The 13,895-nt window shown below is 28.8% G+C and carries 12 protein-coding genes; 1 reads left to right on the top strand and 11 read right to left on the bottom strand.

Going from position 1 to position 13,895, the window contains the following annotated elements; all coding sequences use genetic code 11:
* Positions 1-26: 26 nt before the first annotated feature.
* The 3 genes from CS899_RS06865 to CS899_RS06855 are packed head-to-tail and all read right to left on the bottom strand — an operon-like array spanning position 27 to position 3,579.
* A complete protein-coding gene (locus CS899_RS06865; protein WP_100065446.1) occupies positions 27-1,769 on the bottom strand; it encodes an NADH-dependent [FeFe] hydrogenase, group A6 in 1,743 nt (580 codons plus the stop codon).
* A 10-nt stretch (positions 1,770-1,779) separates the two neighbouring features.
* Positions 1,780-3,060: a complex I 51 kDa subunit family protein gene (locus tag CS899_RS06860; RefSeq protein WP_100065445.1), complete on the bottom strand. Its 1,281-nt coding sequence runs from the start codon at positions 3,058-3,060 to the stop codon at positions 1,780-1,782.
* 9 nt (positions 3,061-3,069) lie between these two features.
* On the bottom strand, positions 3,070-3,579 hold the full coding sequence (locus tag CS899_RS06855; RefSeq protein ID WP_100065444.1) for an NADH-quinone oxidoreductase subunit NuoE family protein: 510 nt from the start codon (positions 3,577-3,579) through the stop codon (positions 3,070-3,072).
* A gap of 231 nt (positions 3,580-3,810) precedes the next feature.
* Between CS899_RS06855 and CS899_RS06850 the strand changes: the two genes are divergently transcribed.
* A complete protein-coding gene (locus CS899_RS06850) occupies positions 3,811-5,253 on the top strand; it encodes a hypothetical protein (protein WP_100065443.1) in 1,443 nt (480 codons plus the stop codon).
* A gap of 23 nt (positions 5,254-5,276) precedes the next feature.
* Here CS899_RS06850 and CS899_RS06845 read toward each other — a convergent pair whose 3' ends face one another.
* The 8 genes from CS899_RS06845 to CS899_RS06810 form a co-directional block, all read right to left on the bottom strand.
* Positions 5,277-7,337: an FtsX-like permease family protein gene (locus tag CS899_RS06845; protein WP_100065442.1), complete on the bottom strand. Its 2,061-nt coding sequence runs from the start codon at positions 7,335-7,337 to the stop codon at positions 5,277-5,279.
* Positions 7,334-8,098, bottom strand: coding sequence for an ABC transporter ATP-binding protein (locus tag CS899_RS06840; protein ID WP_100065441.1), 765 nt, complete (start codon positions 8,096-8,098; stop codon positions 7,334-7,336). Before CS899_RS06840 ends, CS899_RS06845 begins: the two co-directional genes overlap by 4 nt.
* 104 nt (positions 8,099-8,202) lie before the next feature.
* Positions 8,203-9,165: a sensor histidine kinase gene (locus CS899_RS06835; RefSeq protein WP_100065440.1), complete on the bottom strand. Its 963-nt coding sequence runs from the start codon at positions 9,163-9,165 to the stop codon at positions 8,203-8,205.
* 4 nt (positions 9,166-9,169) lie between these two features.
* The gene (locus CS899_RS06830; RefSeq protein ID WP_100065439.1) at positions 9,170-9,844 is read right to left on the bottom strand and encodes a response regulator transcription factor; all 675 of its coding nucleotides are present in this window, start codon (positions 9,842-9,844) and stop codon (positions 9,170-9,172) included.
* A gap of 129 nt (positions 9,845-9,973) precedes the next feature.
* Positions 9,974-10,942: an ABC transporter ATP-binding protein gene (locus CS899_RS06825; RefSeq protein WP_100065438.1), complete on the bottom strand. Its 969-nt coding sequence runs from the start codon at positions 10,940-10,942 to the stop codon at positions 9,974-9,976.
* Positions 10,942-11,940: an ABC transporter ATP-binding protein gene (locus CS899_RS06820; RefSeq protein ID WP_100065437.1), complete on the bottom strand. Its 999-nt coding sequence runs from the start codon at positions 11,938-11,940 to the stop codon at positions 10,942-10,944. The genes CS899_RS06825 and CS899_RS06820 overlap by 1 nt, the downstream gene beginning before the upstream one ends.
* 8 nt (positions 11,941-11,948) lie before the next feature.
* Positions 11,949-12,881, bottom strand: coding sequence for an ABC transporter permease (locus CS899_RS06815; RefSeq protein ID WP_100065436.1), 933 nt, complete (start codon positions 12,879-12,881; stop codon positions 11,949-11,951).
* Complete coding sequence (locus tag CS899_RS06810; protein WP_100065435.1) at positions 12,881-13,810, bottom strand: ABC transporter permease; 930 nt, start codon at positions 13,808-13,810, stop codon at positions 12,881-12,883. The genes CS899_RS06815 and CS899_RS06810 overlap by 1 nt, the downstream gene beginning before the upstream one ends.
* Positions 13,811-13,895 lie beyond the last annotated feature (85 nt).

Genomic DNA, 13,895 nt, shown 5'->3' with positions numbered 1-13,895 from the left:
AAAAGACACCTTTACAGTGTCTTTTATTATGCTTTTGTTGCTCTTCTTGTATAATGTGTATGAAGTAATTCATGAGCTTTATGTGAATTTGGTTCTACCAAAAACTCTTTATATATTTCTTTTATTTCTGGATTTTCATGAGATTTTCTAAGTTTATGTTCTCTGTCATCTCTGTATAATCCTTCCATTCTATCTTTTCTAGCATCGTGTTTTATAGTGTAAGGTTGTCCACCTCCACCAATACAACCGCCAGGGCATGCCATAACTTCTATAAAGTGATAGTCTGCTTCTCCAGCTCTTATTTTATCTAAAATAACTTTTGCATTTGCAAGTCCATTTGTAATTGCAACTTTTACTAAGGTATCTCCTACTTGAACTTCTGCCTCTTTAATTCCTTGGTGCCCTCTTATACCTTCAAAGTCAACAGAAGCTAATTCTTCACCAGTTACTACTTCATATACTGTTCTAAGTGCTGCTTCCATAACTCCTCCTGAAGTACCAAATATTGTTCCAGCTCCAGTACCATGTCCAATTATTGAATCATAATCTTCTTCTTGAAGTTCACTTATATCAAGTCCACCTGTTTTTAGCATTCTTGCTAATTCTCTAGTAGTAAGTACAACGTCTATATCTCTATAACCAGAATCATTCATTTCTGGTCTTTGACTCTCATATTTCTTAGCTATACAAGGCATTACAGAAACAACAAACATATCCTTAGGGTCTACTCCTAATTTTTCTGCATAATATGTTTTTGTAACTGCTCCAAACATTTGTTGAGGAGATTTACAAGTTGAAAGATGGTCTAATAGGTCTGGATAATTTTTTTCAACAAAATTTATCCAACCAGGACTACAAGAAGTTATCATTGGTAAAGTACCTGAATTTGTAAGCCTTCCCAAAAACTCTGTTCCTTCTTCCATTATTGTTAAGTCTGCACTAAAGTTTGTATCTATAACTTTATCTGCTCCTAGTCTTCTTATTCCTGCTACCATTTGACCTGTAACTATATCTCCAGACTTATATCCAAATTCATCTCCTAGTCCTACTCTAACTGAAGGCGCTGTCTGAAATACTACAAATTTTTCGCTATCGTTTAACGCATCCCACACTTTATCTGTATCATCTTTTTCCCTTAATGCTCCAACTGGACAGACCGTTATACATTTTCCACAAAGTACACAAGTTGATTCATCTGTTGCCTTATCAAACGCTTGTCCTATAGTATAGTTATTACTTCTATTACTAAAACCTATTGCTTTACTTGCCTGTATTTCATCACATGCTTGAACACATCTACCACATTTTATACATTTGCTGTTATCCCTAACTAATGATGGATTATCATCTTTTATTGGTACTGGTTCATATATTCTCGCAAATGGATTGTCTAAAATATTTTCTTGTTGAGTCAATTCTTGTAATTCACATTTTTGATTTCTAACGCAGTTTAAACAATCTTGTGGATGATTTGCAAGAATTAATTGAAGTATTGTCTTTCTAACTTCTCTTACTCTCTTACTGTTTGTAAAAATTTCCTTACAACCATCTACCGGTTGGTTACACGCTGTTTTTAATCTTCTGCTACCAGTATCTTCTACTACACATATTCTACAAGTAGATTTTGCAACTAAATCTGGATGATTGCAAAGTGTTGGAATATGAACTCCAACTTGCTTAGCTGCTTCTAGTATAGTTGTCCCTGAAGGTACTGTAACATCTATCTCATCTATTTTAACTGTTACATTTTTTATACTTTCGTTACTCATCTTGCTCCCCCTATTTGAAACATTTACTACAATTTTTGTCTATATGAGCTAAAAATTCTTCTTCTCTATGTTTTAGTGCTGACATTAAAGCAGTTGGTGCTGCTTGACCTAAGCCACAGAAAGATGCTTGCTCCATTGCATAGGCTAAGTTTTTAAGTATTTCTAAATCTTTTTCTGAACCTTCTCCCTTGCTAAACTTGTCCAAAATAGCATACATTTGTTGGTTTCCCTCTCTACATGGATTACATTTACCACAAGATTCATGAATAAAAAACTCAAATACTTTCTTTAAGTAGTCAACCAAGCAAACAGAATCATCAGCTATAACTATTGCTCCTGTTCCTATTGCAAGTCCTTCTTTTTTCAATGTTATATGATCAAACGAAATATCAAATTGTTCTGGGAAAGCTAGTGGGCCTGACTGTCCACCAATATGAACAAATTTTACTGGTCTTCCTGTTGAAGTTCCTCCTGCTAATTCCTCATCATATATAATATCTTTTAAATTTGTTCCAACTGGAATTTCAGCGTAATGTTTGTTTTTAGCGTGTCCTGACATACAAATAATAAGTGAACCACCACTTTCTTCAGTTCCTACAGATCTGTAATATTCTGGTCCTCTATCTAAAATAATTGGGATATTTGCAAAAGTCTCAACATTATTTACCAATGTCGGTTGGCCAAATAGTCCTACTTCAGCAAGTCTTGGTGGTTTAACCCTTGGTCTTCCAGCTTGGCCTTCTATAGAATTTAATAACGTTGAATTCTCTCCACAAACATAAGCTCCTGCTCCTGATATTATTTTTATATCAAAATCAAACTCTTCTATCCCAAGTATATTTTTACCTAAATAACCTGCTTGTTTTGCATTTTTAAGTGCAAGTTTAAATCCTTCAAATAATCCCCTATATTCTCCTCTTATGTATATATAACCTTCTTTTGAATTAAAAACATATCCTGCTATAAGCATTCCTTCTATTACTATTAAAGGATCTCTTTTCATAAATAGTCTGTCTTTAAATGTTCCAGGTTCACCTTCATCAGCATTACAAACGATATATTTAGGTTCTCCTTCTATATTGTTTAAATACTTCCATTTTAAACCTGTAGGAAACGCCGCTCCGCCCCTACCAAGTAATTTTGAGTCTATAACTTCTTGAATAATATCTTCTTTATCCATATTTATAGCTCTATGTAGTGCATTGAAGCCTCTATTTGATTTATAATCCTCAACAGAATGCTTATATGACTTATCAACTGTACCTGTAATTAATTTAATTGTCTTACTCATTCTATCCCCCTATAAATCTTTTTTAGCTCTTAAATCAGCAAAAATACTCTCTACTACTTTTTCATCTAAGTTTCCATAAATATCATTTCCAATTTTGATAACTGGTCCTATGTCACATGCCCCCACACATGAACATTTTTCAAACTCAAACAACCAATCTTCTGTATGCTCCCCAAGTTTAACACCTAAATTTTTCTCAACCATGTCTATTAATGTATCACTCTCATTTAAATAGCATGATGCACAAGTACAAACTTCTACCTTATACTTTGCTCTAGGCTCTACACTAAGCATGTCGTAAAAAGTAAGTATGTCATATAGATCTACTAAAGGAATACCTATTTTATTAGATACTATTGTCGCTACTTCTTCCCCGATATATTTTTCATCTAATGAATCTTGAAGCTCTATTAGCGTATTTAATATATCTTTTTTTGTACTACCATTTTTGTCAATGATATCGTTTACCATTTGGATTTGATAGCTGTCCAAAGGCTTAGAAATTAATTTGTAACTCATATCTTTTCCCCTTTATATTTTATTCATTCCTATTATAAACTATTTACTTACTTTCATCAATTCATAATAGTATTTGTTATTTAAAAAATCTAGTTCTATCTTTTAATCAAAATAATTGTTATATTTTTAGGGAAATCGTTTTTTTATTGTTTGTGCTAGAAATTTCTCTTAACATATATGTTTATTGATTTAATTTATGTATAATATTAAGTATGAAGATGGAGGTACAAAGTGAAAAATAAAAGATATAAAATTATTTCTCCAATATTAATTTTAGGTTTAGCTATCTTTTTATTGTTTAATATTAATATAAAGGAATCTTTTAAACTAGATAGCAAAGCTATCAAATATGCTGACTTTTATTCTAGAGGTTTAAAAATAACTTCCATTGATGGTGAAAATATAAATGGAAGTCCTGCTAGACTTGATACTAATAAAAAATATGTTGTTGAATTAAAAGACTCTAAAGATACTTCTCAATTTGCTGAATTAGAATTGAATAACACCTATAAAAACAAGAGCTTTTTCTTAAATTTTGACAGTAAAGGTGAATTATTCCCTTACAGAGATTTTTCTCACTTAATGGGATTTAATACTTTTAGTGTAATGGCTATGATAGTTATAGTTTTTTCAACTATAAATTTAATTTCTCAGTTATTTAACTTATCGCTTAAAAAGAGGTATAAAAATAACTCTGTTAATTCTGACAAATACTTAATTTATACAAGAATATACCATAGTTTCATTATAATAACTGCTTTATTTTTTGGTTTTGTATTTTTCTTAATAAAAAAAGCTAACATATATGAACTACCAGATATTTTCTATTTAATTGGTTTGTGTATTATTCCTGTAATAGTTTATTTTATACTTTATTATAGTTTTAAAGTTAGAAAATATTATAGTTTTAAATTTGAAGACGAAACTCTAATGGTCAAAAGAAACAGAAAAATTATTTTTAATGAAAAATATGAAAACTTCAAATTTTACACATCTATAGATAAAATTAAAGGTTTAGGTTCGAAAACTAGAGAAAAATATTACTTACAATTAATACCTTATGATTCAAGAGATCCTATAGTATTAGTAAAATTATATAATTTTGATGAAGAGAGTTTTAAAGAATTAAAAGATAAGTTAAAAAACAAGTCTTTCTATGACTCTATGTTTAACAATGGAAAATATTATAGTGAAGAATCTATAAAGCTTTTAGTAAAACCAAGAAGCAAATTTTTAGATATCACCTTAATTAGTTTTTTAATTATAACTGTTATTGCAGTAGTTATATTGTTTTTACTATACAAGTTTGCCAAAACATTTTTTATAATAGCACTTTTTAGTTATCTTGCAATTGCTATAATTTTAATAATACTAGCGGTCGTTTTTGCTATTAAAAATAAATATATCGAAACTGAATTTAAAGTAGATCATAATATCTATATAGGTGATTTGGTTATTTCTGAAGAAGACATTAAAGAAATAAAAATGACTAACCCTCTTTATACTAGTGCTAAAGAGGATATCAAATTGAAGATTGCTTCTTCTGATGGTAATTTTTCTTATTCTATTAAACCTTTAATAATTGAGGAAAATTGTGAATTTGCCAATGAAGATTGTATACTGCTTTATGATTTATTTATGTATGAATATGGAAATTTTATAACTATAATATAAAAAAGAGCCAATAGGCTCTTTTTTTAATATTTATTTTCATTTCTGGATATAATTATAGACTGGTATTTTTTAGAAGTCAGTAAATACGCAATAAAATATATTATTATATAAATTAATATTGTTATTAACTCTATAGTTTGTGTAGTTTTTCGTGTTGTTAATCCCTGACTAAATTCATTTATAATATTAGTAGCCACTATAAAATGAATTATTGCTATTACCATTGGCAAAAAGAAAAATATAGTAACTTGTTTGTTTACTGTGTTTTTTATTTCTTTTTCCGATAACCCTACTTTTCTAAGTTTTTTGAATTGCTCAGCATCTTCATAACCTTCTACTAATTGCTTGTAATATATTACAAGTAAAAAGTTTATAAAAAATATTATTATTAAATATACACCTATGATTACAAAAATGAATACTCCTACTGTATCTTCTGACCAATATTTATCACTTAAACCAAAGCTTATATCCTTAAATCCTATTTTTGTCCAGTCTTCTTCATCATGGAAATTATTTATAAAAAAATTGTGAATTTCTCCCCTATCTCCGTCTAGAAAAAATTCTATATTTATCTCTGCTCCCCCTATAGGACTTTCATCTTGCAATTTTCCTTCTTTATCTTCGTATTTATATATAAGCTCCCCATTTAATTCTATTTCTTTTAGTTCGTAAGCATAAGTATCTTTCAATTTATCATATTGTTTTTCAGGCATTATTAATGTATATTCATTGCTAATTACTCTAGAATTACTATTATCTTCTGCCTCGTCTATTATTTCCTTTACATTAAATTCTTCTCCAAATACAGATATTTTTTTTGCTATGTTATTTATAGCATTCTTTTCATTACCTAGACTATTTAGCTTTATTAATACCTCATTTTCATTAATTGTTTTATCATAGCCAAATAATTTATTGTAATCTCCTATTTTCATTGCACACACATATGGTTCATATCCTTTGTCATTTTTTAAAATATTTATATTTTCTTTTTTAAAGTTACCAACAGTATGCATATATTCATATTCATTTTTTTCTTTTATCTTTAAATTATTTTCTTCTACTATACTGATAAATTTTTCGCTTACTTTTTTAGATTCTTCTGTGTTTTTCGTAAAAAATTTTATGTCATAATCTTCTTCAAGTCCTTCTGTTGATTTATACATAATAATACTTGCACATAAAGTTACTATTATCATACAGCTCAAAATACATATTGTGGCAAGTCCAAAAGCATTCTCTTTAAGTCTAAAAGATAAATTCGAAATAGCTATAAAGTTATTGTTTTTTTTGTAAAGTTTTTTATTTTTTTTAAGTAAATCTACAATTAAAATAATTGAACCTATAAATAAAAAATATGTTCCTACAATTACAAAAACTACTGCCCTTAAAGAAGTATTTGCACCTTCTACATTTTCTTCTCCAACAGACATTGCCATAAAATATCCTACAGCAATTAAAATTATTCCCAAAATTCCAAATATTATATTTATTATTGGATTCCTTCTTTTTATAGTTTTTCCTTTTAATAATTCTAGGGAGTTCTTGTTAATATTTTTAAACCCAATAACTATATAGGATAAAAAGCTTATTAATAAAAATGCTATTAATGTTAATCCTATTGCTTTTATATCTATCTTAGATTTTAATGTCTCTTCAAAATTAAGTGCTTTTCCCAAAATCATGAAATTTAACTTATCCAAAATTAAAGCGAATATAAGCCCTACAACAATACTTGAAATATTCAATATAAAATTTTCAAAAAATATTAATTTCCTAATATGCTTTTTTTCAAGTCCTAAAACTTTATATATCCCATAATCTTTAGCTCTTTGTTTGTTTAAAAAACTATTTGCATATAGGTTAAATATCAAACTGATAGCTAAAATAATTATAGCTACAAAACTCAATACATCTTTTATATTTTCATACTTATAACCAACATCTAAGTCTTTATTAAAATACAAATTTATTATTACAAAGAAAAAAATTACTGATAATGTTAAAGATATTGCATAAGGTAGGTAAATTTCTTTATTTTTTTTTAAGTTATCTTTGGCAAGTTTAAATATTAATTTCATATTAGCTCTTCCTTTTCGTTCATTACTGTTAAAGTATCTGAAATTAATTCATAAAATTCCTCATTTGACCTACTTCCTCTAAATAATTGATTAAATATTATACCATCTTTTATAAAAAGTACTCTGTTTGCTTTACTTGCTGCAACTATGCTATGTGTTACCATAATAACCGTTTGTCCTGCCTCATTTAGCCCTTTTAGGCTGTTTAAAACCATAGATGAGGACTTTGAGTCAAGTGCTCCTGTCGGCTCGTCTGCAAGTAGTATTTTAGGGTTTATTATCATGGCTCTTGCTATGGCTACCCTTTGTTGTTCTCCTCCAGATATTTGATAAGGATATTTCTCCCTTAATTCTAAAATCCCTAAAGTTTTCATTACTTTTTTGCTTCTAATACTAATTTCTTTTATATTCACATCTGAAAGAACTAGTGGAAGCTCAATATTTTCTTCAACTGTCAAAGTATCCAAAAGATTAAAGTCTTGAAAAATATATCCTATATTTTCTCTTCTGAATTTAGATATACTTGAATCTGAAATATTGGATATGTTTTTATTTGTTATAAGTATTTCTCCAGTTGTTGGTCTATCAAGTGTTGCTATCATATTTAAAAGCGTAGATTTTCCTGAACCAGATTCTCCCATTATAGCTACGAACTCTCCTCTTTCTATGTCAAAAGATATACTTTTAATAGCCTCTACTGTTATTGATGAAAATTTTGATGAATAAATTCTTGATATATTTTTTAATGTTAATAAGCTCATTTAGCACCTCCACCTTAATTATATAGCCTTTTTTATAGGAATATATTAGTTCTCTCTAACAAATATTGAACCTAATCTAACAATTTTGTAATAAAAAAGGAGAACTATCTGTTCTCCGTTATTTTTATATAAACTTTAGTTCCCTTATTTTTACTTGATTCTAAATAAATATGAGAACCTAATGTTGATAGAATTTTTTTTGACATATACAGTCCCAAGCCTGTTGCTTTTTTATCTACTCTACCAGTATAGCCTGTAAATCCTCTTGTAAATAATTTTGGAATATCTTCTTCCTTTATGCCTATACCACTGTCTTCTATTACTAAATAGTCATTTGTAGTATAAATTTTAATCTTTCCATTTTTAGTGTATTTTACAGCATTAGATATTATTTGATCTAAGACATAACTAAACCATTTTTCATCAGTTACTATTTTTTTACAAAATCTATTTAACTCTAAAGTATCACCTTGATAGTTAAAATATAATGCATATTTTTTTACAGTATTTCTTACAAGATTATATAAATCATGTTCTCTTATTTCTATATCTGTATTAATATCTTGTAATCTAATATTAGCCAAAGCCATCTCTGTATATTGGTTTATTTTAAAAAGTTCTTGTTTTATATCATCTTTTTCTTTTAACTCTATACTATCTACTATTAATGAGAGAGCTGCTATTGGTGTTTTTGCTTGATGTATCCATATTGAATAATCTTCTTCTAATTGTTCAAAGTCTTTTATTTTTTCATTTTTTAATTCCTCGTTTTTATCATATAATTCTTTTATCTTTTCTAAGTATTCTTTTTCTATAAGATTTTTTGTTCTTATTTCATCTATATTACTGCTGTTAATGCTTTTAATCTCTTTATATTTTCTTACATAATTTGAATAACTAAATCCTAGATATATGCAATAAAAGAATAAGAAAAGTGCTATTACATAATAGTAATCTTTGAATTTTACATTTGTTAAATACATTATTACAGCATTTAACAAGAATATTGACAATATAATAGTAATTTCACTAATTTTAGTCTTTAAAAATTCTCTTGATAAATTCACTATTTTAATCCTCTACTAAGCCATAGCCTATACCTTTCTTGGTTTTAATAATATCCTCTAGTCCACTGCTTTTCAATTTCTTTCTAATTCTATTTATATTTACTGCTATAACATTATCGTCTACAAAAGCATCTTCATCCCATAATTTTGTTATTATTTCATCCTTAGATACATATGAGCCTATTTTTTGGAATAGTAATTCTAAAATTATAAATTCTGTTTGAGTTAGGTTTATTGATTTATTCTCAAATATTAATTCCCTTTTATTTATATCTAAGTTTATATTTTTAAAGCTTAAAATTTCTAGCTCATCATTAAATGAATATGTTCTTCTAAGTAGTGCTCTAATTTTTGTAATAAGTAAATCCATGTCAAATGGTTTTGTTATGTAGTCATCTCCACCTAAATTCATAGCCATAATCATATCCATCTTTTCATTTTTAGATGACACAAATATTATTGGGACATTGGTAAATTCTCTGATTTTCTCACAAAAATAAAACCCATCAAAATATGGTAGGGTAATATCTAATAAAATCAAATTAGGATTAATCTCTTTTACTTCCTTAACAATATTTCCAAAGTCTGAAATCTCAAAAGTATTATAATTCCATTTCTCTAAGTTTTTTCTAGTTTCCCTTAATGTTATTTCGTCATCTTCTATAATTAAAATATTCATAATATACCTCTATATAATCATAGCAATTGTAACTATTTTTAACAACAACTTTTAATACAATATTAGTTTTATAGTTTTTATTATTTAATATAAAAAACAAACCTGTAAATTACAGGTTTGTTTATAAGTTTATAAATTATTTATTTCTTTTACTCTAAGGCAAGCAACATAATGTCCATCTTCTATTTCCTCTAATACAGGATTTGTATTTCTACATATATCTGTGGCATATTGACATCTATCAACAAATCTACATCCTGGTTTTGGATTGATTGGACTCGGAACTTCTCCTTCTAATTTTATTCTATTTCTAGATTTTTGTAAGTCTGGATCAGCTACTGGAATAGCCGATAGCAATGCTTTTGTATAAGGATGTAGAGGTTTTTCATAAAGTTTTTCACTTTCAGTAAGTTCTACTAGATTTCCTAAATACATAACTCCAACTCTATCTGATATATACCTTACCATTGACAAATCATGTGCTATAAAAAGTAAAGTAAGTCCTAACTCTTCTTGAAGTTCTTTTAATAAATTTACAACTTGAGCTTGTATGGAAACATCTAGTGCAGATATGGGTTCATCACAAATAATAAATTCTGGATTTAATGCTAAAGCTCTAGCTATACCTACCCTTTGTCTTTGTCCACCCGAAAACTCATGTGGAAATCTTTGAGCGTGTTCCTCACTTAGACCTACAATATCTAAGAGTTCAATTACTCTATTATATCTTTCCTCGCCTTTTAAAGATCCATATATTTCAAATGGCTCTCCAACAATATCTTCTACTGTCATTCTAGGGTCTAAAGAGGCATAAGGATCTTGGAAAATCATTTGCATTTTTTTTCTAACTTCTTTCATTTCTTTAGATGAAAGCTTACAAATATCCTTGCCCTCAAAATTAACTTCTCCAGTTGTAGGTTCATAAAGTCTTAACATTGTTCTACCAGCAGTAGATTTTCCACAACCTGACTCTCCTACAAGTCCAAAAGTCTCTCCTTTATATATGTCAAAGCTTATATTATCAACTGCTTTTAGTTTTCCGCCAGAAACATTAAAATATTTACTTAAATTTTTAACTTCAACTAGTTTTTCTTTCATTATTCAACCCCCCCTTTACTTACACGTTGAGGATGGTTTAACCAGCAAGCACTACAGTGTCCATTTCCATGATCTATAAATTCTGGCATATGCTCTTCACATATTCTCATTGCTTTGTCGCATCTATCATAGAATGAACATCCTTTTGGTGGTATATACAAATCTGGAGGCGAACCTTCTATCGAATGTAATTCTTCATTTCTATCCATATTTATTTTTGGAACTGAAGCCAGAAGTTTCTTAGTATATGGGTGCTTTGTATTGTAGTAAATTTCATTTAATTTACCCTTTTCTATTATTTGCCCTGCATACATTACTGCCAATTCATCTGCTATATCAGCTACTACACCTAAATCGTGTGTAATTATAATAATTGATGTATTCATTTCATCTTTTAATTTTTTCATCAAATCTAAGATTTGTGCTTGAACTGTAACATCTAATGCTGTTGTTGGTTCATCGGCTATCAATAGCTCTGGTTTAGATGCCATTGCAATAGCTATCATAACTCTCTGTCTCATTCCACCAGAAAACTCATGTGGATATTGGTTTATCCTTTTTTCTGGTTGTGGTACAGAAACCAACTTTAACATATCTATTGCCAATTTCTTTCCTTCTGAATTAGAAATTTTTCTATGTTTTCTTACACCTTCAACTATTTGCTTACCAACTTTCATTGTAGGGTTTAAAGATGTCATAGGATCTTGAAAAACCATAGATATTTTATTTCCTCTAATTTTAGTCATTTCAGATTCTGACTTATTTAAAAGATTTTCTCCATTAAAGACGATTTCTCCATTTTTATATACTGCTGGAGGTTTTGGCAATAGCTGCATTATTGAATTAGCTGTAACAGATTTTCCACATCCAGATTCTCCTACTATTGCTATTGTTTTTCCTCTCTCAACATTAAAAGATATATTTCTAACAGCTTCTACTTCTCCAAAAAAAGTTTGGAAAGATACCGCTAAATCTTTTACTTCTAAAATATTATCCATCTTCTTACCTACTTCCTTAACCTAGGGTCTAAAGCATCTCTTAGCCCATCACCTATAACATTAAAACTAAACATTACCAGTGAAATGAAAATTGCAGGAATACCTATTTGATAGAACACATTAATTCCCATCAAACCTAATCCTTCACTTACCAATACTCCCAAACTCGGTTGTTGAACACCAAGTCCCATAAAACTAAGTGTAGCTTCTGAGAATATTGCTCTCGGTATAGTTAATGTTACATTAACTATTATTGGTCCTAGTGCATTTGGGATTACATGCTTTTTCAAAATATAACTAGATCCTGCTCCCATAGAAGTTGAAGCTAATGTATACTCGTTTTCCTTTAACTGCAATACCTGTCCCCTTACTAATATTGCCATAGGAATCCAACCAGTAAGACACATAGCTATTATAATAATACCTAGTCCAACACCTTCATTACCACCAAATGTTACTGAAATTAATATTACAATTAATAAATACGGAATAGAGTAAAGAATTTCAGCAATACGCATTAATACTGTATCTACTTTTCCTCCTACCATCCCAGCAACTCCACCGTAAACTACACCTATTATAAAATCAAATCCAGCGGCTAAAATACCTATTAAAAGCGAATATTTTATTCCAAAACAAACTCTTGTAAACAAATCTCTACCTAAAGTGTCTGTTCCAAATAAATGTCCCTTTTGGCCTGGTCTTATATTCCTACCAGTTAACACGGTTTTTTCCATATCAAATTTACTTATAATTGGTCCTATTACTGCTATTAACAAAATTACTGTTAAAATTATAACGCCCAACATAGCTAATTTGTTTTTCCTAAATCTTCTTATAACATCTTTCCAATAAGATATTGTAGGTCTCTTTATTCTGTCTTTGTTGCTGTCTTTAATTGCAGGTTCAAACAGTTCACTAGGGTATATTTTATTATCCATTATTTGTCCCCTCCTGCTAATTTAATTCGTGGATCAATAACCACATATAAAATATCAACTACTACAAGCATTGCTACCAGTAATATTGCATAAAAAACTGTCGTTCCCATTATTAATGTGTAGTCCCTATTATATATAGACGTAACAAAGAAGCTTCCTATTCCTGGTATACCAAATAACTTCTCTATAACGAAAGAACCTGTTAGTAAAGTTGATAAAGTAGTCCCCATTTGAGAAACTATTGGAAGTATTGCATTTCTAATAGCATGATTCATAATTACTGCAAATTTCTTTATTCCTTTAGATTTTGCTGTTTTAATATAATCTTGTCCCAATACTTCAAGCATAGACGATCTCATAAGCCTAGCTGTTGAAGCAAGTGGCATTAAAGATAATGCTATTGTAGGTAAAACCGTTTCAGCAAATGTACCCCAGCCTGATGTTGGAAAAATTGACGAATTTTTAGCAATAAATTGAATGAATACACTACCCATAACAAAACTCGGTACAGATATACCTATTAATGCAATTATCATCATTATGTAATCTGGAAACTTGTTTTGGTAAAGAGCTGCTATAGAGCCAAGTATTACACCAAAAAACATTGCAACGACAAATGCTTGAATTCCCAATCTTCCAGAAACTGGTAATCCTCTTCCTATCATTTCATTAACAGTTTCTGTTTTTGAAACCATTGACTCTCCAAAATCTCCTTGAGCAAGATTTTTTAAATATACCACATATTGCTCTGATAATGGTTTATTTAGACCATATTTTTCCTGTAAATTTTCATAAATTTCAGGTGGCATTTTACCTTCTTTAGCAAAAGGATTCCCTGGAATTTGATGCATCAGAAAAAATGTCAGGGTTATTACTACAAAAATTGTAGCTACACCCATACCTATTCTTTTTAAAACAAATTTTATCATATTATCCCCTTCTTAAAATTACATACCTAAATATTATACTATGAAATAAAAAAAATGGGGAATATATATATTCCCCATTTTTTTT

This window comes from Miniphocaeibacter massiliensis (assembly GCF_900232905.1).
Lineage (GTDB): Bacteria > Bacillota > Clostridia > Tissierellales > Peptoniphilaceae > Miniphocaeibacter > Miniphocaeibacter massiliensis.
Note: the sequence above shows the minus strand (reverse complement) of the source record. Positions and strands in the feature narration are given on the sequence as shown.